The sequence below is a fragment of the Vibrio crassostreae genome (assembly GCF_041439375.1).
Lineage (GTDB): Bacteria > Pseudomonadota > Gammaproteobacteria > Enterobacterales > Vibrionaceae > Vibrio > Vibrio crassostreae_D.
This window is the reverse complement of the sequence record NZ_JBGONY010000074.1, coordinates 1-22280: the sequence shown is the minus strand read 5'-3', so window position 1 is coordinate 22280 and position 22280 is coordinate 1. Positions and strand designations below refer to the sequence as shown.

General features: G+C 46.0%; 25 protein-coding genes. 15 read left to right on the top strand and 10 right to left on the bottom strand.

Features of this window, described 5'->3' with window-relative positions:
* Positions 1-192 precede the first annotated feature (192 nt).
* On the top strand, positions 193-738 hold the full coding sequence (locus ACED45_RS21460) for a gamma carbonic anhydrase family protein (protein WP_371714958.1): 546 nt from the start codon (positions 193-195) through the stop codon (positions 736-738).
* Here the strand turns inward: ACED45_RS21460 and ACED45_RS21455 are convergent.
* The 4 genes from ACED45_RS21455 to ACED45_RS21440 all read right to left on the bottom strand — a co-directional run bounded on the left by ACED45_RS21455 (position 735) and on the right by ACED45_RS21440 (position 3424).
* Positions 735-1004, bottom strand: a complete 270-nt coding sequence (locus ACED45_RS21455) for a DUF1488 domain-containing protein (protein ID WP_371714957.1) — start codon at positions 1002-1004, stop codon at positions 735-737. The two genes, ACED45_RS21460 and ACED45_RS21455, sit on opposite strands and share 4 nt — an antisense overlap.
* Before the next feature lie 16 nt (positions 1005-1020).
* A complete protein-coding gene (gene aroE / locus ACED45_RS21450) occupies positions 1021-1851 on the bottom strand; it encodes a shikimate dehydrogenase (protein ID WP_210447650.1) in 831 nt (276 codons plus the stop codon).
* A 77-nt stretch (positions 1852-1928) separates the two neighbouring features.
* On the bottom strand, positions 1929-2846 hold the full coding sequence (hemF, locus tag ACED45_RS21445; RefSeq protein WP_371714956.1) for an oxygen-dependent coproporphyrinogen oxidase: 918 nt from the start codon (positions 2844-2846) through the stop codon (positions 1929-1931).
* Between the two features lie 20 nt (positions 2847-2866).
* Positions 2867-3424: an L-threonylcarbamoyladenylate synthase gene (locus ACED45_RS21440; protein ID WP_029223376.1), complete on the bottom strand. Its 558-nt coding sequence runs from the start codon at positions 3422-3424 to the stop codon at positions 2867-2869.
* A gap of 195 nt (positions 3425-3619) precedes the next feature.
* Here ACED45_RS21440 and purE point away from each other — a divergent pair, with 195 nt between their 5' ends.
* Positions 3620-4105: a 5-(carboxyamino)imidazole ribonucleotide mutase gene (gene purE / locus ACED45_RS21435; RefSeq protein ID WP_004735777.1), complete on the top strand. Its 486-nt coding sequence runs from the start codon at positions 3620-3622 to the stop codon at positions 4103-4105.
* 5 nt (positions 4106-4110) lie between these two features.
* Positions 4111-5256, top strand: a complete 1146-nt coding sequence (locus ACED45_RS21430) for a 5-(carboxyamino)imidazole ribonucleotide synthase (protein ID WP_371714955.1) — start codon at positions 4111-4113, stop codon at positions 5254-5256.
* A 90-nt stretch (positions 5257-5346) separates the two neighbouring features.
* Here ACED45_RS21430 and ACED45_RS21425 read toward each other — a convergent pair whose 3' ends face one another.
* Genes ACED45_RS21425 through ACED45_RS21410 form a run of 4 tightly spaced genes read right to left on the bottom strand, consistent with a single transcriptional unit; the run spans position 5347 to position 8609 of the window.
* Positions 5347-5916 carry a DNA topoisomerase family protein gene (locus ACED45_RS21425; protein WP_146492776.1) on the bottom strand — a complete coding sequence of 190 codons (570 nt, stop codon included), beginning with the start codon at positions 5914-5916 and terminating at the stop codon, positions 5347-5349.
* Positions 5917-5928: 12 nt separating this feature from the next.
* Positions 5929-6405 carry a DUF494 family protein gene (locus tag ACED45_RS21420; RefSeq protein ID WP_029235873.1) on the bottom strand — a complete coding sequence of 159 codons (477 nt, stop codon included), beginning with the start codon at positions 6403-6405 and terminating at the stop codon, positions 5929-5931.
* Between the two features lie 3 nt (positions 6406-6408).
* Positions 6409-7521 carry a DNA-processing protein DprA gene (gene dprA / locus ACED45_RS21415; RefSeq protein ID WP_327784986.1) on the bottom strand — a complete coding sequence of 371 codons (1113 nt, stop codon included), beginning with the start codon at positions 7519-7521 and terminating at the stop codon, positions 6409-6411.
* Complete coding sequence (locus ACED45_RS21410) at positions 7518-8609, bottom strand: LysM peptidoglycan-binding domain-containing protein (RefSeq protein ID WP_371714954.1); 1092 nt, start codon at positions 8607-8609, stop codon at positions 7518-7520. The genes dprA and ACED45_RS21410 overlap by 4 nt, the downstream gene beginning before the upstream one ends.
* Positions 8610-8749: 140 nt before the next feature.
* Between ACED45_RS21410 and def the strand changes: the two genes are divergently transcribed.
* The 6 genes from def to ACED45_RS21380 all read left to right on the top strand — a co-directional run bounded on the left by def (position 8750) and on the right by ACED45_RS21380 (position 15213).
* Positions 8750-9262 (top strand): peptide deformylase, encoded by a 513-nt coding sequence (def, locus tag ACED45_RS21405; protein WP_017058772.1) that lies wholly within the window; start codon positions 8750-8752, stop codon positions 9260-9262.
* A 38-nt stretch (positions 9263-9300) separates the two neighbouring features.
* Complete coding sequence (gene fmt, locus ACED45_RS21400; RefSeq protein WP_371714953.1) at positions 9301-10248, top strand: methionyl-tRNA formyltransferase; 948 nt, start codon at positions 9301-9303, stop codon at positions 10246-10248.
* Between the two features lie 90 nt (positions 10249-10338).
* Positions 10339-11619, top strand: coding sequence for a 16S rRNA (cytosine(967)-C(5))-methyltransferase RsmB (gene rsmB, locus ACED45_RS21395; RefSeq protein ID WP_017631532.1), 1281 nt, complete (start codon positions 10339-10341; stop codon positions 11617-11619).
* 109 nt (positions 11620-11728) lie between these two features.
* Positions 11729-13105: a Trk system potassium transporter TrkA gene (gene trkA, locus ACED45_RS21390; RefSeq protein ID WP_004739332.1), complete on the top strand. Its 1377-nt coding sequence runs from the start codon at positions 11729-11731 to the stop codon at positions 13103-13105.
* 81 nt (positions 13106-13186) lie between these two features.
* Positions 13187-14632, top strand: a complete 1446-nt coding sequence (locus ACED45_RS21385) for a TrkH family potassium uptake protein (protein WP_371714952.1) — start codon at positions 13187-13189, stop codon at positions 14630-14632.
* A 26-nt stretch (positions 14633-14658) separates the two neighbouring features.
* A complete protein-coding gene (locus ACED45_RS21380) occupies positions 14659-15213 on the top strand; it encodes a DUF3157 family protein (protein WP_371714951.1) in 555 nt (184 codons plus the stop codon).
* Between the two features lie 22 nt (positions 15214-15235).
* Here ACED45_RS21380 and trhA read toward each other — a convergent pair whose 3' ends face one another.
* Positions 15236-15889, bottom strand: coding sequence for a PAQR family membrane homeostasis protein TrhA (trhA, locus tag ACED45_RS21375; RefSeq protein WP_371714950.1), 654 nt, complete (start codon positions 15887-15889; stop codon positions 15236-15238).
* A 156-nt stretch (positions 15890-16045) separates the two neighbouring features.
* Positions 16046-16837 carry a sporulation protein gene (locus tag ACED45_RS21370; protein WP_029405285.1) on the bottom strand — a complete coding sequence of 264 codons (792 nt, stop codon included), beginning with the start codon at positions 16835-16837 and terminating at the stop codon, positions 16046-16048.
* A 283-nt stretch (positions 16838-17120) separates the two neighbouring features.
* On the opposite strand from ACED45_RS21370, the gene ACED45_RS21365 reads away from it, so the two are divergent.
* The 6 genes from ACED45_RS21365 (at position 17121) to ACED45_RS21340 (ending at position 22241) form a co-directional block, all read left to right on the top strand.
* Positions 17121-17288, top strand: a complete 168-nt coding sequence (locus ACED45_RS21365) for a hypothetical protein (protein ID WP_004739323.1) — start codon at positions 17121-17123, stop codon at positions 17286-17288.
* Positions 17289-17419: 131 nt separating this feature from the next.
* Positions 17420-17683 carry a YihD family protein gene (locus ACED45_RS21360; protein WP_009848104.1) on the top strand — a complete coding sequence of 88 codons (264 nt, stop codon included), beginning with the start codon at positions 17420-17422 and terminating at the stop codon, positions 17681-17683.
* A gap of 326 nt (positions 17684-18009) precedes the next feature.
* Positions 18010-19428: a cytochrome c oxidase accessory protein CcoG gene (ccoG, locus tag ACED45_RS21355; protein ID WP_017098109.1), complete on the top strand. Its 1419-nt coding sequence runs from the start codon at positions 18010-18012 to the stop codon at positions 19426-19428.
* 74 nt (positions 19429-19502) lie between these two features.
* Positions 19503-20489: a serine/threonine protein kinase gene (locus ACED45_RS21350; RefSeq protein WP_371714959.1), complete on the top strand. Its 987-nt coding sequence runs from the start codon at positions 19503-19505 to the stop codon at positions 20487-20489.
* A gap of 53 nt (positions 20490-20542) precedes the next feature.
* Positions 20543-21142, top strand: a complete 600-nt coding sequence (locus tag ACED45_RS21345; protein ID WP_055318939.1) for a thiol:disulfide interchange protein DsbA/DsbL — start codon at positions 20543-20545, stop codon at positions 21140-21142.
* Between the two features lie 205 nt (positions 21143-21347).
* Positions 21348-22241 carry a DUF2860 domain-containing protein gene (locus ACED45_RS21340; protein WP_371714949.1) on the top strand — a complete coding sequence of 298 codons (894 nt, stop codon included), beginning with the start codon at positions 21348-21350 and terminating at the stop codon, positions 22239-22241.
* Positions 22242-22280 lie beyond the last annotated feature (39 nt).

Below are 22280 nucleotides of genomic sequence, written 5' to 3'. Positions count from 1 at the left end.
TCGTTTTGGTTTCCTAAGAAGCCATCCCGTGTCAGCGAGGTGGCATTATAGAGATCAGCGTCACGTTGGCAAGGCCTTTTTTAAGTTTTTCTTACTTTTTTGATTGTTCGAGCGTTTTTTGTTCAAAACACGCCGTTTTCACTAGTATTCTCCACAATTAAAGGCTTAAGGTGCCTATATAAAGGAGGATTTATGAGTTCAATACGTAGTTACAAAGGTATATCACCTCAGATCGGGCAAGGTGTCTATATAGATACAAGCTCAGTACTTGTTGGTGATATCAAAATCGGTGACGACTCTAGTATATGGCCTTTAGTCGCAGCTCGGGGAGATGTGAACCATATCCATATTGGCGATAGAACCAATATCCAGGACGGCAGTGTTCTCCATGTTACCCATAAGAATGCAGAGAACCCTGAAGGTTACCCTCTATTAATAGGTAATGATGTCACCATCGGCCATAAAGTGATGCTGCATGGCTGCACGATTAAAGATCGTGTACTCGTGGGTATGGGCGCTATCGTATTAGATGGTGTGATCGTCGAACAAGACGTGATGATTGGTGCAGGAAGTTTGGTTCCACCTAACAAGGTACTTGAGAGCGGTTACCTATATGTAGGAAGCCCAGTTAAGCAAGCACGTCCATTAAACGATAAAGAACGTGCTTTCTTGCAGAAGTCGGCTGACAACTATGTTCAGAATAAAAATGACTACCTAGACTCAGTGCTTCCTGTTTAAAGCGCTTTGATCTGAATTCGATTAGAGGAGTCATACTCCTCTTCTTCTATTAGCTCTTCTGCTAATTCTTCAATATCAAAACGAAGCTCAGAAAATACAGCCAACGCTTGTTCACCTTCTTCTATATCTTTACCAGCCAATCGAGACAACTCTTCAATAGACACAACACATTCGAGCAGCGCACCAGACTGCTGTGCTGGGAAAACGATAGACTGACTCTCTTCATCCCAATCTTGGATGTCAGGGAATAGGATTGATTGATTCATTTTTATAGGTACCTTGTTACATCTCTAGATTTCTACGCAATTCTCTTAAGATCTGCTTAGTTCCCGGGCGAAGGCCACGCCATAGCATGAAGCTCTCTGCAGCCTGACCCACCAGCATACCTAAACCATCATAAGCAGCATGAACACCATTATCTAACGCCCACTGATTAAATACTGTCGTTCCAGATCCGTAGACCATGTCATAGACGGCGCTGTTTCTATTAAAGATGACATCGGAAACTTCAGGGAGCTGACCACTTAGACCTGATGACGTGGAGTTAATGATGACATCAAAGCCTTCGTTCACATCACTAAGTCCCATGCCTTTGATATTGCCGTTTGAAGAAAACATCTCAGCTAGGAGTTCAGCTTTGGAACTGGTTCGGTTAGCAACCACTAATTGCTGTGGTTTTTGATCAAGAAGGGGCTGAATTACACCTCTTGCTGCGCCACCAGCCCCAAGTAAGAGAACTCGAGCACCCTCTAATACCACTTGATGTTGAAGTAAGTCTTGAACGAGACCCTCGCCATCAGTGTTATCACCGATGATCTCTCCGTCATCTAATTTCTTCAATGTATTAACTGCACCAGCTAATTGAGCCCTTTCCGTTAGGCGATTGGCAAACTGATAAGCGTCTTCTTTAAATGGCGCAGTGACATTACACCCTCTACCACCTTCGCTAAAAAAAGCTTTAGCCGCGGTAGTGAACTGACCGTGATCTGGCTGCAGTGCTGTATAGGTAAGTTGTTGATTGGTTTGGCGAGCAAATAACGTGTGAATGAATGGCGATTTGCTTTGCCCAATAGGGTTACCGAAAACGGCATAACGATCTACTTGCTGTGTCATATCCTTACCTAACAGAAATAATAAATAGGGTCATCTATATAGATGACCCTATCACTATCCCTATAAGGAAGGAAGAACTACCAAACTCGCGGTTTTAGGTAGTCACTATAAAGCAGAGCTTCTGGTGACCCGGCTTCTGGTTCGTAACGGTATTCCCAACGAGCCAATGGCGGCATAGACATCAAGATAGACTCTGTGCGACCACCGCTTTGTAGACCAAATAGGGTGCCACGGTCATACACTAGGTTAAATTCAACATAGCGGCCACGACGATATAGTTGGAAGTCACGCTCACGTTCGCCATAAGGTGTCTCTTTGCGACGCTCGACAATAGGCAAGTACGCCGCAGCAAAACCTTCACCGACCGCCTGCATGTAAGCAAAGCTCTTATCGAAACACCACTCATTTAAGTCATCAAAGAACAGACCACCAACACCGCGCGTTTCATCACGGTGAGGCAAGTAGAAGTATTTATCACACCACTCTTTGTGTTCTTGATACACGTTATCACCAAATGGTGCGCACAGATCTTTAGCGGTTTGATGCCAAGACTGGCAGTCTTCGTCGAAAGGATAAAATGGCGTTAAGTCAAAACCACCACCAAACCACCAAATCGGGTCTTCCCCTTCTTTTTCCGCAATGAAGAATCGAACGTTCGCGTGTGAGGTTGGGATATAAGGGTTTTTAGGATGGATAACTAATGAGACACCCATCGCCTCAAACTTACGCCCGGCTAATTCAGGGCGATGAGCAGTGGCTGAGGCAGGCATTGCATTACCCGCTACGTGAGAGAAGTTAACCCCACCTTGCTCAAATACCGTACCGTTGGTCATAACACGAGTTCGACCACCGCCACCAAGACGCTCGCCAGGTTCACGCTGCCATGCATCTTCTTCAAACAGTGCAGTGCCATCAGCTTGCTCAAGCTGCTGGCAAATCGAATCTTGTAGTCTCAGTAAAAACTGCTTTACTGCTTCTTTATCAATTGCTGACATTTTACTTTCCTTTGCAGGGTTTAACCCTGTCTTAATATTTTCGACGTTTTTGCATCTCTAATTTCGCTTGGCTTCTCACGTCCACCCGTTTGACCTTCTAAAATCGCGACTAAGTGTTGGCCCAATTGCTGTTGAACTTCTTCAGTCGTCATACAAGGCGGCTCGCCAGTCAGGTTAGCACTGGTCGAGGTTAACGGCTTACCGAATTCATTACACATTCTTTGAACTAAAGGGTGATCCGTCACTCGTACTGCAATGGAATCAAATTGGCCGCTGACCCAGTCAGTCACTTTGCTGCTGGTTGGCATGATCCAAGTAACAGGACCAGGCCACGTTGCTTTTACGGTCGCTAACTGCGCTTCCGTCAACTGGCTTTCATCAATATAAGGCAACAACTGCTCATAACTAGCAGCAATTAGGATCAACCCTTTCTCCATCGGTCGCTGTTTTAAATCGAGCAACTTCTTGATGGCTTGTGGATTATCGGGATCACAACCGACCCCAAAAACGCCTTCGGTAGGGTAAGCAATGACTTCACCTTGCTGTAATGCCTGCAATGTATGTTGAAAGTTATCCACGGGTTACCTCGTTAATTCAGTTATCAAACTCGCTAAGTGTACAAATTATCATTCACTGTGACTAAAGCTATTTGTTTATAAAATGTATCAATTAACAACTTAGACTGACGCAAACGTTTTCCTTAAGCAATTTTACCCGTATAATGCGCGCAAAATATCTAATCACTAATTAAATCGTACCTGAAGGAGTTTGAGATGACTGTCGGTATTATCATGGGTTCTAAATCTGATTGGCCAACAATGAAGCTAGCTGCAGAAATGTTGGATCAGTTTGGCGTGGCGTACGAAACAAAAGTGGTTTCTGCTCACCGCACACCTCAGTTGCTTGCAGACTACGCAACTAGTGCGAAAGAGCGCGGTATTAAAGTGATTATTGCGGGTGCTGGCGGCGCTGCACACCTACCAGGCATGGCGGCTGCTTTCACAAGCGTCCCTGTACTTGGTGTTCCTGTTCAGTCTAAAGCACTGAAAGGCATGGACTCGCTACTTTCTATCGTACAGATGCCAAAAGGTATCGCGGTAGGTACTCTGGCTATCGGTGAAGCTGGTGCTGCTAACGCTGGCATCCTAGCCGCTCAAATCATTGGTACACACAATGAAGAAGTGATGGCGAAAGTAGAAGCGTTCCGCTCTGAGCAAACAGAAACGGTTCTGGCTAATCCAAACCCTGCAGAGGACTAATTCCCATGCATGTTCTTGTGTTAGGCGCGGGCCAACTTGCTCGCATGATGTCCCTAGCTGGGGCACCGCTGAATATTGAAATTTCTGCTTTTGATGTTGGCAGCAAAAATATTGTTCACCCATTAACGCAAGCGATTCTAGGCAACGGCTTAGAAAATGCGATTGAGCGTGCGGACGTCATTACTGCAGAGTTCGAACACATCCCTCACGATGTACTTGAGGTATGTGAGCGCAGCGGTAAGTTCTTACCGACCACACAAGCAATCAAAGCTGGCGGTGACCGTCGTCTTGAAAAAGCCCTGTTAGACGAAGCAAACGTGAAAAACGCTAAGTACTACGAGATTAACTCTCGCGAAGACTTTGACGCTGCGATCGCTCACGTTGGCTTACCAATGGTATTGAAGAGCACACTTGGCGGCTACGATGGCAAAGGTCAATGGCGCTTAAAGACATTAGACAATGTTGACGCGACTTGGGCAGAAATGGCTGAGTGCATCGCCGCAACAGACAACCAAGCAATTGTGGCTGAAGAGTTCGTTCCGTTTGATCGCGAAGTATCACTGGTGGGTGCTCGTGGCGCCAATGGTGAGATTCAAGTGTACCCACTGGCTGAAAATGTTCACACCGATGGCGTGTTGAGCTTATCGACAGCGATTGATGACATTGAACTGCAAGAGCAAGCTAAAGCCATGTTCACTGCCATTGCTGAGCGTTTAGATTACGTTGGCGTGCTAGCACTTGAGTTCTTTGATGTTAAAGGTTCACTGCTGGTTAACGAGATTGCACCACGTGTTCATAACTCTGGCCACTGGACACAGCAAGGCGCAGAGACTTGTCAGTTTGAGAACCATCTACGTGCCGTGTGTGGTATGCCACTAGGCAACACCAAACTGATTCGCCCGACTGCAATGATCAACATCCTTGGTGAAGATACCCTACCTGAAGCAATTCTTGCTCAAAGTGGTTGCCATGTTCATTGGTATGGTAAAGAGAAGCGTGCAGGTCGTAAGATGGGCCACATTAACGTGAGCGCTGACTACAACGCAGAGCTGCAAAGAGCGTTATGCTCACTGGCAGACATTCTCGATAAGCAAGCCTACCCTGCTGTGCATGAATTTGCTGAGCAGATGAAGTCAGTCTACATTGCTTGATGAATATAGAACGTTTATTGGATATAGAAACGGCGCTCATTGAGCGCCGTTTTTTTATTTCTGGTCATTCACTTACTGCAATTAGCATCACTACTGAGATTGAATGTGATGACACTTGCGGTCCGCACATTGCTTTTTCATCCCGTGAGCTGTTTTCTTCTCAAGTAACAACGGGAACTGGCACTCTTCACAACGACCTATAACTGGTGGCTGATTAACGGCGAACTTACACTTAGGGTAGTTATCACAAGCATAAAAGATTTTGCCATAGCGAGATTTACGCTCAACCAGATGACCTCGGCCACACTCAGGACAGGCAACAAGTGGCTGCTCTTCAGGTTGTTCTTTCGGTTGATCTAAAGATTCGATGTGATTACACGTTGGGTAGCTACTACAACCAATGAACATCCCAAAGCGACCTTGCCTTAATACCAACTCGTTTTGGCATTTAGGGCACGGTACGCCCAGCTCTTTCACCACATGACCATCATTTTGATGAAGAGGCTTGATGTAATCACAGCTCGGATACTGCTTACAGCCTAAAAATGGGCCGTGCTTACCATGGCGAAGCTGAAGCTCCCCACCACACTGTGGACAAGGTTCATGCTCTAACGCATGTTCATGTGCTGAAAAAAGCTGATTATCAATCTTACTACTCATGACAAGCCTGTATTAATGCAAGATACCTTGCTCTTTGGTGTACAACAGCTCTTCCATTTGCGTGTAAGCACTTTCATTACCCGGTACATTGAATAGCACCATTAAGATAATCCATTTCAGATCATCCAATTCAAATTCGTTGGTCTCAAGCCCCATTACACGATCAATCACCATTTCACGAATCTCTGTCGTGAGCACGTTGATCTGCTCTAGGAATAGTAGGAAACCTCGACACTCCATATTAATACGTGAAATCTCTCGACTGGTATAAACACGCATCGAGGTATTGGAGCACATAGTAATCGCCGCTTGGTTGTCGGTATCTTGCAGTGCCGCAAGATCTTCTAACCAATGGAGGGCCTTATAAATATCGTCTTGGTGAAACCCTGCTCGAAGAAGCTCATCTTCCAGCTCGTCTTGATCCACCTGCAATTCAGAATCGCTATGGATGTAGGTTTCAAACAAGTACATCAGTATGTCCATCATCATAGCTTAGCCTCTCCCCTTTCGAATATAGCCACCGGAAACTGCAACAACATGCCCTGAGAGCTCAAGCTCTAAAAGCTGCATCATGACTTCATGCACAGGTATATGGGTTCTCTGTGCCAAAATATCAACGGGTGTCGCCTCTAATCCTACGTTAGCTAACAGCTGTGGAAATGGCAATTGTTCATTTTCACCCTTATTCTGCGTAGGTTCGAATAAGCTCGGCTGCTGATCTATAGACCAGTTTAACAGACTCTTTATTTCAATCAGAACATCTTGAGCATTTTGCACTAAACATGCTCCAGCTTTGATTAGACTGTTACCTCCGCGGCTGGTTGGGCTATGAATAGAACCGGGAAGCGCAAACACTTCTCGACCTTGCTCCATCGCATAACGAGCCGTAATCAAAGAACCACTCTTTTCTGCCGCTTCAACAACGAGAGTTCCCAAAGACAAGCCACTTATAATACGGTTACGACGGGGGAAATGTTCAGGTCTCGGTTTAGCACTTGGGCGAAACTCTGAAATCAGCGCGCCGTTCTCACAGATCCTCTCCGCTAGATTTCGGTGTCGTGCTGGATAAATAGAATCCAAACCAGAGCCCAACACAGCGAAAGTTTCCCCTCCTTTATCCAGAGCACCATCATGAGCATAGCCATCGATACCTAAAGCTAAGCCACTGGTGACAATCAAACCGTTTTGGACAAACTCTTTGGCGAAGGACTTCGCTGTCTGCAGCCCTTCAAGACTGGCATTGCGACTGCCGACCATAGCGATTTGAGGTTCAATCAGCTTTTCGACGTGACCTTTAACGAAAAGAACACTGGGCGCAGAGGCAATCTCATTGAGCAGTTTGGGATAATATGAGCAATTCGGGGTAATAATGTGATGGTTAGGCTGTTTTGCTTGCCATGATAAGCAAGCCTCCACTTCTCTTGGGGCTTGCTCTCTTAGATAGGATATTTGCTTAGCTGACAAACCCATCGCTTGCAGCTGCTGACTTGAGTAGCCAACAATGTTCGAAGGGGAATCGATACTCAGCAGGCGAGAAAGGCGTTTGCCACCCAATTGCGGAACAAAACTTAGAGTTAACCAAGCACTCAGTTGTTGCTCATTCACTCGGTACCCTTAATCTCTTCCGTCAAAGCAAGGTCCAAAGGCGATACCGCCAGAATATCATTACTAACAGGCTTAGAGCTCTGAGTAATCAACGCGAGGCTAAAATGCTCATAAGGACGAATAACCATCAAGCTACCCAGCGAGGTACTTGGCAATTGCACCTTATCGCTCGCCGCCGACTCTTTATAGCTGTATTCACCTTGCTTACCAAACACCACTGCACCGCTTTCGCTGAGGGTAAACATAGAGCCTTGGCGAAGGTTATCCTGTGAACCTTTGTTGATCACTACCACCTGATTCTTCGCGCTGTATTGGCTGCCATCTAACGAACCCAAGATATTAGCAAACTGACCCGCCGCACTAGGTGCAGGGTAAAACGTGGTAGAGAGCTTCACCTGATCAACACCAAGTTCTGGTAGCACCAGGTCGTTCAGCAGTACCTCTTGCAGTTGAGTGTCTATCTGTAAACTACTGAACTCAGCATCTACCTCTTTTAAGCGCGCAGTGGCGACCAAACGCAACGAGGTAATACTCGCTTGGGGTTGCTGCCGTTGGTAGGTTTCAACGGCGCGGTAGATACCCCACTTTTGATGCTGTTGGTTACCTGATATGAATAACCGGTCTGCACCAGATAAGAATCTCTTTCCATCACTGGTCCCTAATACTCGTTGCGCCGATTCGATATCTTGCTGCTCTACCAAGCGATCAGACTGTAAATAAGGCAGAACCAGCCCCTCATTGACGGTAGGCACTGCTTTCTTCTCAGAGACACGAATCTTAGGGCTAAGTTTGATAACAGGCTTGAGGCTCAATACAGGCTCACCATTAATCCAAACCAAAGACAGTTTATCTCCGGGATAAATAAGATGAGGGTTTTCTATCTCTGGATTCACCTGCCATAACCTTGGCCACAACCATGGGCTATCGAGATACATCGCGGAGATATCCCATAAAGTATCGCCCTTAACCACCACATACGCCTCGGGTGCGCCCTGTTTAATGGTTAAAGGTTGCTCACTATTTTCCGCCGTAGCGGCGAACGAAATCGAGGCACAAACAAGAGATAAAGCAGGGAATAAATGACGCATGACCTAGGTTCCTTGGTCTGAATATATGACATCTGATTGGAGAATTACCTTCAGGATGCTGTCATTTGGCCTCTAAAATGTCTAGAATTGAGCCAACAAGGTTTAAGCTGTTTCGGCACAGTTCAATATTTCGAGTGTATATGTCTGTATTACAAGTATTAACATTACCAGATGATCGTCTACGTACCGTGGCGAAACCGGTAAAAGAAGTTACCCCAGAGATTCAAAAGTTCGTTGATGACATGATTGAAACCATGTACGACGAAGAAGGTATCGGCCTTGCGGCAACGCAAGTAGATTTCCACCAGCGCATCGTTGTTATCGATATTTCAGAGACGCGTGATGAGCCTATGGTTCTGATCAACCCTGAAATCACTGAAAAGCGCGGCGAAGATGGTATCGAAGAAGGCTGTCTATCTGTACCAGGCGCTCGAGCTCTGGTACCTCGCGCTGCAGAAGTAACGGTTAAAGCATTAGACCGTGACGGCAACGAATTCACATTCGACGCTGATGACCTTCTGGCTATCTGTGTTCAGCACGAACTTGACCACCTAGAAGGCAAGTTGTTTGTTGATTACCTATCGCCATTAAAGCGTAAACGTATCCAAGATAAGCTAGCGAAGATTAAACGTTTCAACGAGAAACAGGGTTAATCACCGCCGCTATTTACTAAATTAGAAGGAAGCCTACCTTGAGTCAGTCTTTAAGAATTGTCTTCGCAGGTACTCCGGATTTCGCCGCCCGTCACTTGGCGGCGTTGTTGTCTTCGGAGCATGAAGTTATTGCTGTTTACACACAGCCAGATCGTCCAGCAGGTCGCGGTAAGAAACTGACTGCGAGCCCAGTAAAAAACATCGCACTTGAAAATAACATTCCGGTTTACCAACCAGAAAACTTCAAGTCAGATGAAGCTAAGCAAGAATTAGCGGATTTGAATGCTGACATCATGGTAGTTGTCGCTTACGGCTTATTGCTTCCACAAATGGTTTTAGATACGCCTCGCTTAGGTTGTATCAACGTGCATGGCTCTATCCTGCCGCGCTGGCGTGGTGCTGCTCCTATCCAACGCTCTATTTGGGCGGGTGATAAAGAGACAGGCGTAACGATCATGCAGATGGATATCGGCCTAGATACGGGTGACATGCTAAGTATCGCAACGCTACCAATTGAAGCGACAGATACCAGTGCTTCAATGTACGAAAAACTAGCTGGCCTTGGCCCTGATGCGCTTGTTGAGTGTTTATCGGACATCGCATCTGGTAAAGCGGTTGCAGAAAAACAAGACGATGAGCTTGCTAACTACGCCAAGAAACTAAGCAAAGAAGAAGCGCGTATCAACTGGAGTGATGAAGCTGCGCATATTGAGCGCTGCGTTCGTGCTTTCAACCCATGGCCAATGAGCCACTTTGAAGCTGCTGAGAACAACATTAAAGTATGGCAAAGCCGTGTGGCAGAGCAAACTTCTGATAAGCCTGCAGGTACCATTCTGCAAGCCGATAAAACTGGTATCTATGTAGCAACAGGACAAGGTATACTTGTTCTTGAACAACTGCAAGTTCCAGGAAAAAAAGCCATGTCAGTTCAGGATATCTTGAACTCTCGTGCAAGCTGGTTTGAAGTTGGAACTCAACTTTCTTAACCGCTTTAAAGCTGCCATAAGCGCAGCTTAGAAAACCTTTACGAGGGCAGAGATGCCCTCATGTATTCAAATAAATATTCGGTACCCCTCATGAATGTTCGCGCTGCTGCTGCAAATGTCCTATTTCAAGTTGTCGATAAAGGCCACTCTCTTTCACACGCTCTCCCTGCGGCTCAAAAAACGATCCGCCCGCGAGACCATGCTCTACTGCAAGAGATTTGCTACGGCGCACTTCGTTACCTGCCTCGTTTAGAGTCAATCGCTAACGAACTAATGGAAAACCCGCTTAAAGGTAAAAAGCGTGTATTCCACCACCTAATCTTGGTGGGCATTTACCAACTGAGCTTCATGCGTATCCCTTCGCATGCTGCCGTTGCGGAAACAGTTGAGGGCACCAAAACACTGCGCGGTCCAAGCCTAAGTGGTTTGATCAACGCGGTATTACGTAGCTACCTACGTGACCAAGAAGAACTAGACGAGAAAGCCGTTAGCCACAATGCAGGCAAATATGGCCACCCAAGCTGGATCCTAAAAATGCTTCAAGAGAGCTACCCAGATCAATGGGAGCAACTGGTTGAAGCAAACAACAGCAAGGCACCAATGTGGCTGCGCGTTAACCGCCAACACCACACTCGTGACGAGTATGTTGAACTGCTTAAAAACGAAAACATTGAATACACATTGCACCCTGAAGCAGCAGATGCCATAAAATTAGCTGCACCTTGTGATGTTACTTTACTTCCAGGCTTCGACAGAGGTTGGGTATCAGTACAAGACGCTGCCGCTCAGCTTTCAGTTGATTATCTAACACCAAAAGATGGTGAGCTAATCCTAGATTGTTGTGCTGCGCCAGGTGGTAAAACGGCACACATTCTTGAGCATACCAATGACACTGAAGTGGTTGCGATTGACTGCGACATTAAACGCCTAGACCGTGTTTACGATAACCTTGAACGTCTACAACTGCGTGCCGACGTAATTTGTGGTGATGCTCGCTACCCTGAAGAGTGGTGGATGGGTGATAAGTTCGACCGTATCCTACTTGATGCACCTTGTTCAGCGACCGGCGTAATTCGCCGTCACCCTGACATCAAGTGGCTACGTCGTGCATCTGACATTGATGCGCTGGCTGAACTGCAAAGCGAAATTATGGATGCCATGTGGCGTCAGCTGAAAGAAGGCGGCACCATGGTTTATGCGACATGTTCTATCACGCCGCAAGAAAACGTGCTGCAAGTGAAAGCATTCCTAGAGCGTACTGAGAACGCAACGCTGGTTGGGTCTGATATCGAAAATCCGGGTCGTCAAATACTGCCTGGTGAAGAAGATATGGATGGCTTCTACTATGCAGTTCTAGTAAAACAGGCATAACAACTAACAGCGGCTAAGAATTTATTTCTTAGCCGCTGTTTCTTTCTAGTGCATTATCAAAACAAAGTTAGATAACTAGAATTACCACGGTAAAGAAAAGAGAAAGGCTATGAAGATCATTATCCTAGGTGCTGGACAAGTTGGCGGTACCCTTGCTGAAAACCTGGTTGGTGAAAACAATGACATCACCATTGTCGACCGTAATGCTGACCGACTGCGTGAACTTCAGGATAAGTACGACCTTAGGGTTGTAAACGGTTATGCCAGCCACCCAAACACACTACGTGAAGCGGGTGCGCAAGATGCCGACATGTTGGTTGCAGTAACCAACATGGATGAAACCAACATGGCTGCATGTCAGGTTGCCTTCTCTCTTTTCAATACACCGAACCGAATTGCCCGTATTCGTTCTCCAGAATATCTGGAAGAGAAAGAAGCGCTATTCAAATCAGGCGCGATCCCAGTCGATCACCTTATCGCACCCGAAGAGTTAGTGACCAGCTACATTGAGCGCTTGATTCAATACCCAGGCGCACTACAGGTTGTGAGCTTTGCTGAACAGAAGGTTAGCCTAGTCGCAGTAAAAGCTTACTACGGTGGACCATTGGTTGGTAACGCACTGTCTGCTTTGCGTGAGCACATGCCGCACATTGATACTCGTGTTGCCGCTATCTTCCGTCAAGGTCGCCCTATTCGCCCACAAGGTACTACCATCATTGAAGCCGATGATGAGGTTTTCTTTGTCGCGGCGAGTAACCATATCCGCTCAGTAATGAGTGAACTGCAACGCCTAGAGAAACCGTATCGTCGCATCATGATTGTTGGCGGTGGTAACATTGGTGCAAGCTTGGCAAAACGCCTTGAGCAAAGCTACAGCATAAAGCTTATCGAACGCAGCTACACTCGCGCCGAGAAGCTGTCTGAAGAATTAGAAAACACCATCGTATTCTGTGGTGATGCAGCCGACCAAGAACTGCTGACTGAAGAGAACATCGATCAGGTCGACGTGTTCATTGCCCTAACCAATGAAGATGAAACCAACATCATGTCAGCCATGCTGGCTAAGCGAATGGGTGCCAAGAAGGTAATGGTACTGATTCAGCGCGGTGCTTACGTAGACCTTGTTCAGGGTGGTGTGATTGATATTGCGATCTCTCCACAGCAAGCGACCATTTCTGCGCTGCTTACTCACGTTCGTCGTGCTGATATTGTAAACGTATCATCTCTACGTCGCGGCGCTGCAGAGGCGATCGAAGCCATTGCTCACGGTGACGAAACCACATCTAAAGTCGTTGGCCGAGCGATTGGCGACATCAAACTACCACCGGGCACCACTATTGGTGCGATTGTTCGAGGAGAAGAGGTACTTATCGCGCACGATAGAACTGTAATCGAACAAGATGACCACGTAGTAATGTTCCTAGTGGACAAGAAATACGTGCCTGATGTTGAGTCTCTTTTCCAACCGAGTCCGTTCTTCTTATAGCCTTGTTCTCGTAAGCTTCTTCTCACAACCTTCTTAGTTGTGAGAGCGACGCTCCGGCACAAAGCGATGGTCTATTAAGCTATGGTCAACTTTCGTCCGATATTATTAGTGATAGGGTTAGTGTTATCAAAACTGGCCCTGTTCATGTACATCCCTACATTGGTTGCATTTTTCACAGGCACCGGTGGCTTCCTCGAGTTTGGTCAGTCGGTAGTGATCACGCACATAGTGGCGTTCATCTGCTTGAGTTTAGGCCGTTCAGCTAAGTTCCGGCTTGGTGTGCGGGACATGTTCCTGATCACCTCTCTGGTATGGACTATAGCCAGTGCCTTTGCTGCACTGCCGTTTGTCTTCATCAACCATATCAGCTTCACCGACGCCTATTTTGAAACCATGTCTGGTATCACCACGACAGGCTCAACCGTATTAAGCGGCTTAGACAGCATGGCACCAAGCATTCTGTTGTGGCGTTCCATACTGCAATGGTTAGGTGGCATCGGCTTCATCGTTATGGCGGTAGCGGTTCTGCCAATGCTCAACGTCGGTGGTATGCGCCTGTTCCAAACCGAATCATCCGATTGGTCAGATAAAAGCAGCCCACGAGCGAAAACGGTCGCGAAGAACATCGTGGCGGTTTATCTGGTTCTGACTGGCTTGTGCATTATTAGCTACCAGTTTGCAGGCATGGGCATCTTTGACGCGATCAATCACGCCTTCACAACACTGTCGACGGGGGGATACTCAACATCCGATGGCTCGATGAACCACTTCTCTAACAGTGCTCACTGGGTGGGAACGCTGTTCATGTTCCTTGGCGGCCTGCCGTTCTTACTGTTCGTTAGCGCACTGCGTGGAAGAAAACTCTCAATCCTCTACAAAGACGCGCAAGTGAGAGGTTTTACATACCTGTTCTTGGTCACCAGCGCCGTAATATCAACATGGTTGGTGGTTAGAGATGGCTACACTGTTATGGATGCGATGCGTGTTTCGATGTTCAACATCGTATCAGTCGTCACCACAACCGGTTTTGGCTTAGAAGACTTCACTGCGTGGGGTGCACTGCCAACGACCTTGTTTGCATTCCTAATGATGGCGGGAGCTTGCTCGGGTTCAACCTCTGGCGGTATAAAAATCTTCCGCTTCCAGATCGCGATGACCATGCTCCACAAACAAATGATGAAGCTAATTCACCCATCGGGCGTCTTTGTTCAACGCTACAATCAGCGACCTGTGAATGACGACATTGTGCGTTCACTCGTGGCATTTGGTTTGATGTTCTTTATCACGATTATCTTAATTGCTGGTGGTTTGAGTGCGATGGGGTTAGACCCAATAACAAGCATCTCAGGCGCTATCACAGCCGTTGCCAACGTGGGCCCGGGAATGGGGAGCGTGATCGGTCCAACCGGGAACTTTGCTCCACTGCCAGACGCCGCTAAATGGTTGCTAAGTTTAGGCATGCTAATGGGACGACTCGAGATACTGACGCTCATTGTTCTATTTTTCCCAGCCTTTTGGCGACGCTAATTCCGCGAATATTTAAGGAAACACAGATGAAATCATACGTACTTCTCGCTAGCGCATTGCTCGCAAACTCAGTATTCGTAAGTTCTGCCTTTGCTGATCAAATGGTCACATTGTCTGATGGCAAGCAAGTGTTACTAAAAGACGATTTTACTTGGCAGTATGTGAGTAACGCATCATCGAATGCAGAGTCAGCATTGACGAGTATTCCTGTAGCCAAAAACACACGCGGTACCACAATCAAGATTGGAGACACCAAGCCAAGCTTGCAGCTTTCCAAATCAGGTGTGGACGTTTTGATTGGGGCAGGACTCTACGAGAATGAACTGCTAATCTTACCTATTTCAGTCACTAACCAAAGCACAGAAGCCGTTGTGCTAGTTACGCTAAATATCACAGTCTACTCACCAACGGGTGAACTGCTGCATCAAGGCAGTATCAACACTTGGCAATCTATTAAGCGCCTTGCTGATACCTACCTTCGACCACAAACTTCGGCAGAAGGTAAATACTTAGCGATCGATGTTGATAAGTATCCTGAATATAAAATAGACGTGGAGATCACTGACGTTTCTACCCGTTAGGGGCATACCGGTTCAATCAAAACTAAACCGGTGTCACAAACAGATAGATAGCGAAGAAATGGCAAGCGCAGCCCGCCAATACAAACAGGTGCCAGATGGCATGATTGTAAGGGATGCGTTTTGCCACATAGAAAATCACACCCAGAGAATAAATCACACCACCGAGTGCTAGTAGCACCAACCCACCCATCTCGATATTCATCGCCAGTTGATAAACCACAATCAACGACAGCCAACCCATCGCCAAGTAAGTCACCAATGACAAACGCTTAAATCGGTAGACGAAAGCAATCTTCATAATGATGCCCACCAACGCGATTCCCCAAATCACTGCCATCAAGCCCATCGCTAATGGTGTTCTTAAACTCACCAATAAAAATGGCGTGTAGCTGCCTGCGATCAGCAAATAGATCGCACAGTGATCGAGGGTTTTCAGTAGGCGCTTAGTCTTTTCTGTGGTGATCGAGTGATAAAGCGTGGAAGCGAGAAAGAGTAGGATAATACTGCTGCCATATACTGCCATGCTCGTAATAGTCAGCATGTCGGCTTGATGGTCAAACGCACGAATCAGTAGCAGGATTAAACCAACCACGCCAAGCACAACACCCAAGCCATGGGTTATCGCATTGGCGCGTTCTTCGATGTCACTGTATTCGCTCGCCGATGATGCAGACATGATTTTCCTACTAGAGTAAATGTTCGATTTGCCTAGTATTGCATATTAAGCTTACACGTGTAAGCTTAAATTTTTATGACATCTTTTATGACATTCATAACACCTAAACAGTGTGATAAAGCTAAGGTCTCTAAAGCTAAAGAACCAAAGAGCTAACTAAGAAGCGTTGTCTAGATACTCAAGCACCATCTTGCCTGCATCTTGTGGTGACGTATCCAATGGCACACTCAATTGACGCTGTAGCTGACCAATGCCTAACAAGCTCGCCAACATACCTTTTGCACCATCGCGATTACGGTCTATCTCAAACCACAACTTAAGCTCGGTTTCATCACGATGAGCGACGACTTCCAGCTCACGCCAGCGACCATGATATGGGCCAGTGGTAGGGACAAACTCAAACTCTTGAACAAATGGCAGTTCAAAGCCTTCTACCGCTTCGCACTCAACTTGGCGAATGCGCAGACCTTGAGCTTCAAGTTCATTAAAAATACCATCGAGAAGTGCATCTGGGCGAACCGTTAAAATATCCTTATCCGATGGGTCTATCGCCATCGCAATGTCTAATCCGGTTTCAAGCCATACTTTTGAATCGCCGATCGTCACTGGGGTATTCAACGGAACATCAAACTCACACTCAAAATCACGGGTTTCACCGGGCTGAATAACAAAGGCATACGGTAGGCTCCATTTGGCCAACGAGTATGTCTGGTGCATTCGACGTTTTTGACCGCCCTCTTGTCTCTGCGAATTCATGGTGACTTCTTTGACATAACGACAGCACAGATTGAGATCGATGTTGTCGATCTCCTGTGGTTGAGCGCCACCATACACATGCACAATAATGCTCGCCTTTTGCCCTGGATAAAGCACTTCCTGTTGCAATACAGAATCCACCTTGGCAGACCCAATACCAAAACTTGCTAACGTTTTCTTTAAGAACGACATATGCACCTCCTTTAAAGCATCATCTTAAGCCTGAAAGAGGTTCAAACTCAAATATACTGCTCACACTATTTTAGCTCTAATATCGTCTATTTATCACTCAGGCGTCGATCGATAAGTTAGATAGTGATAATCTAAGCCTTGATATGCATGCATATCATTATCCTGATTTATTATTCGGATTGGCGAAAGCCAGACGAGTGACTCTTCAAGAAATTGAGGCGGACCTCATGGTAAATCAGGCCATTAGATTGGCAATGGATATGCCTGACCGTTAGGTAAATGAATGCGCCCAACAGCTGTCAGGTTCTCGCACACCAACCGTAGTGCGATGCGTCGTCGTAGTGGCTTTGTTGCTGCTCCAACGGCAAAGAAATTGGCTCCAACAATGACTTTAGTTGAGAAGACTGCTTTATTAGCACCGACTACAACAAAAGTAATTAAAGCCGCTTAACAAAAAGCGCAGTTTTTACTGCGCTTTTTTCTTGCCTCTTTCCCTGCTCGAAATGAGTTTACACATTGGTATTCCCCACCCGATTTGATACCTTAGCCACAAATCATTATAAAATTTGTGGAGAATAAAGTATGAAGTGTCACCGCATTGAAGAACTGCTTGAACTGATGGAACCTGAGTGGCAGAAAGATCAAGAGCTTAACCTATTAGAGTTCATCATTAAGCTATCAAAAGAAGCGGGCTACCAAGGTAAGCTTGAAGAGCTAACTGACGATGTTCTTATCTACCATCTAAAAATGCGTAATAGCGAAAAAGATGAAATGATCCCAGGTCTTAAAAAAGACCAAGAAGATGATTTCAAAACCGCAATTCTAAAAGCACGTGGCCTTCTTTAGTCGCCTATTTATTTAGGGCTCAATTGGCGTATAGATAAAACACTCAATGTTTAAAAGCGACCACTCGGTCGCTTTTTTGTTTCTGTTCGCTATTTTTTCGTCACAACTGTTATGACTTTTGTTGTTAAAGGTTGATAGCGTTAAAGAAATGAGAACAAGATTGTCGCTATAATCGCCATCCATAAGAATCTTCTAAAATAATAAGAGTGAGTGCGATACCAAAAAATGCACCAAGCTCAATTTCTACAGGTTCTCTAAACCATACTTTCAAGTAATGTCGTCATGCCCGAGTTAACCGGGCAAACAAGCCACAAAAAGGATAGTCCATGAGTCAGGATAAAATCGATATCAAAGATGTGACTCCTAAAACCTTTAACCCAAAAACACATAAAGGTAATGGAGATCGATTTAACCCAAGTAACCGAATCTATGTTCGAGAAAGCAAAGGTAAATTCCAACAACTTCGTCGTTACGGCGGTTGGTTCTTACTTTTACTTTTTGCGCTTATCCCATGGATTCCATTCGGTGAACGACAAGCGATCTTGCTCGATATAGGCAGCCAACAGTTCAACTTCTTTGGTACAACCCTATACCCACAAGATCTAACGCTACTCGCTATCCTCTTCATGATTGCAGCGTTTGGCTTGTTCTTCATAACCACCTTCTTAGGGCGAGTCTGGTGTGGCTACCTGTGTCCACAAACCGTCTGGACCTTCATGTACATCTGGTTCGAAGAGAAACTGGAAGGTGCTGCCAATAAGCGAAGAAAACAAGACTCAGGCAAACTGACGAGCAATTTAATTCTCAGAAAAACCATCAAGCACATCGCGTGGTGGGCGATTGCGATTGCGACGGGCTTAACCTTTGTCGGTTACTTCATCCCAATCAAAGAGTTGGTGGTTGGCTTCTTTACCTTTAACTCGACTTTCTGGCCGGTGTTTTGGGTATTGTTCTTTGCTGGGTGTACTTATGCGAATGCGGGATGGATGCGTTCTATTGTTTGTCTGCACATGTGTCCTTACGCGCGTTTCCAATCGGCAATGTTCGATAAAGATACCTTCATCGTGGGTTACGACACTGAACGAGGTGAAAGCCGCGGCCCTCGCTCTCGTAAAGCCGATCCAAAAGAACTTGGTCTAGGCGACTGTATTGACTGTAATTTATGCGTTCAAGTGTGCCCAACGGGTATCGATATTCGTGACGGTCTGCAATACGAGTGTATTAACTGTGGCGCGTGTATTGATGCTTGTGACAACACCATGGAACGTATGGGTTATGAGAAAGGTCTGATCAACTACACCACCGAACATAGGCTTGAGGGGCACTCAACCAAGGTGATGCGTCCTAAGCTCTTGGGCTATGGCGTAATACTGATCGTTATGTTGGGGCTGTTTTTCGCACAAATCGCGAGTGTTGATCCTGCAGGCTTAAGCGTTCTGCGCGATAGAAACCAACTATTTAGAATCAATAGCCAAGGGCTTGTCGAAAATACTTACAACTTGAAAGTCATCAACAAGACTCAGCAAGAGCAAGAGTACAAACTTGATGTCAGCGGGCTGCCGGATTCTATCTGGTACGGTAAACAAACCATTACCGTAGACCCAGGTGAGGTTTTAAACCTTCCTATCAGTTTGGGCGTCGATCCAGAAAAACTGAGCTCACCAGTTTCGACAATTCAGTTTATACTCTCGGATAATGAAGAGTTTACGATGAAAGTCGAAAGCCGCTTTATCAAGAAGCTCTGATACCAGTCACCTTAGTGCTAGGTATAACAACCCAATAAATGGAAAAAGGCTCAGTAATGAGCCTTTTTTATTCTATGACGATGCAAGCCTTTAACTTTGATAACCTGACTCCTGACTTCATGTGGTACGCACTGGAGAGTATTGGAGTCCGTGCTGAATCCGGGCTTCTCGCTCTTAACAGTTACGAAAATCGGGTCTACCAATTCACCGATGAAGACCGCAAACGCTACGTTGTTAAGTTTTATCGCCCGCAGCGTTGGAACAAAGCACAGATCCAAGAAGAGCATGACTTCGCACTCGAGCTTATCGAACAAGAGATGCCAGTTGCACCTCCAATGCGAATCAATGGCGCAACCTTACATGAATATCAAGGCTACCTATTTGCCTTATTTGAAAGTGTTGGTGGCAGACAGTACGAAGTCGACAATCTAGACCAATTGGAAGGCGTTGGGCGTTTTCTTGGGCGTATTCATAAAGCCAGCGCAGGAAGAACATTCCAGCATCGCCCGACCATCAGCTTAGACGAATATCTTTATCAACCACGTAAAATTCTAGAGAACTCTCAGTTTATCCCGACACACCTAGAGAACGCGTTCTTTAATGATGTCGACCTTCTGATCAAAGAGCTAGAGAGCCAGTGGCCAAGCAATATTGGAAATATCCGCCTGCATGGTGACTGCCACCCTGGCAATATCTTGTGGCGTGACGGGCCAATGTTCGTCGATCTTGATGACGCACGTAACGGCCCTGCGATACAAGATTTGTGGATGCTGCTTAACGGCGAGAGTCAAGATAAGCTAATGCAACTGGATATTTTGCTAGAGAGCTATCAAGAATTTTGCGATTTTAATACCGCGCAACTGAAACTAATCGAGCCACTACGCGGTCTACGTATGGTGCATTACATGGCATGGTTGGCGAAACGATGGAACGATCCTGCATTTCCTCTAGCCTTCCCATGGTTTAATGATCCAAAATATTGGGAGCAACAAGTACTTGCTTGTAAAGAGCAAATTGCTACCCTGCAAGAGCCACCACTTTCGTTAATGCCTCAGTGGTAACAGCAATCGCAACACAACTAGATAAAAATTCAAACATAATGGAGATTGGATAAATGAAAAAGCTATTCGCATTTTTCTCATTGATCATGTTGAGCCTTTCAGCTCACGCTGCGAAATTTAACGAAGGTGAACACTACAAAGTTCTCGATCTAGAAGCATCAAAAAAACCAATGGTGACAGAGTTCTTCTCTTTCTACTGCCCACACTGTAATAGCTTTGAACCAATCATCCAGCAGCTAAAACAACAGCTACCAAAAGACGCTAAGCTACAGAAGAACCATGTTTCATTCATGGGTGGCAACATGGGTCTGCCAATGAGCAAAGCTTACGCAACCATGATTGCCCTGAAAGTTGAAGATAAAATGGTGCCAGTGATGTTTAACCGCATCCACACCATGAACAAGCCACCACGCGATGAAGCAGAATTGCGTCAAATCTTCCTAGACGAAGGCGTTGATGCTAAGAAATTCGATGCGGCATACAACGGCTTTGCGGTCGACTCTATGGTTCGCCGCTTCGACAAAGCATTCAAAGACAGCGGCCTTTCTGGTGTACCTGCTGTTGTAGTTAACAACCGTTACTTAGTAGAAGCGCAAGGCATCAGCAGCCTAGACGAGTACTTTGAATTGGTTAACTTCTTACTGAAAAAGTAAAAAAACAATCAAAAATACAAAATAAGGGAGCTTCGGCTTCCTTTTTTGTACCTGACGCTTTTTAATGACTTCTTGCAAGAGACACCATCTTGGGATGCTGTTCGGTTTCCCATTTATCCAATTAACCTTTATATTCTGTTGTTTTCTATAATCTTTTATTAACAGCTATTTATTGCTACCAATCACTGGGGCAAGGAGCCTCTGAATGAAAATCAAATATACGTTATTAGCGTTAAGCGTTGCCGCTGCGCCCGCGTTAGCCAAGCTTGCTGATGAGCCAGGTTTCAGTGGTGAGATATCTATCAACGCCGGTGTCACTTCCTCAACCTCAAATTTTAATACCGACGCTGACAGTAAGATCTCATCGACTAACCAGAAAGCTTCGTCTGAGAGCTCGTTTTTAGTTGCGCCTCTCGGTAGCATTGCTTACACCTTTGGTGAAAAGCTGAACCATCAGGTTTACACAGGTACCGCGCGTGATGATGTGGCGACGGGTACTGTTGTGCTTGAGGTTGGTTATAAATACCAACTAGAGTCAGGCATGACCATCGATGCTTCGATTCTGCCAACTATTATGTCTGGCGAGACTTGGGCCGATCCGTACAACACGACGTCAGCTCGCAGCAAAACCGACGAGACGGGTAATGCCTTTCGTTTAACACTAGAGAGCATCGCTGGCTCTGCTTTCTCTTTAGACATGGCCTACGCCACCAAAGATGTGAAAGATGATCGAGTTGAAGACGCGCTAAAACGCGACGCCGATACTTTCTACCTGAAAGGTCAATATCGTCAGCCAATCAGTCGTACCATGATGTTAGTACCGTCACTGATCTACCAATCAAGTTCTGCGGATGGCAAAGCTGCCTCTTATGAACAGTTTGGCGGTGAGGTAAGCTTATTTGGCGGCATGGGACGTCATCAATACGCACTAACGGCGGGTTACAACCAACGCTCTTACGATGCGAGCAGCATTACTTTCCAAAAGAAACGCAGTGACGATAACATCAATCTATTCGCCGCGTATGAATATGATCAATTCATGGATTGGGAAAACTGGTCGTTTGTTTCTCTTGCAGGCTACGGTACTAGGGCGTGTTGATCTTTCGTGAGTGTTTTTTGAACAGCATGGTAAAGAGTT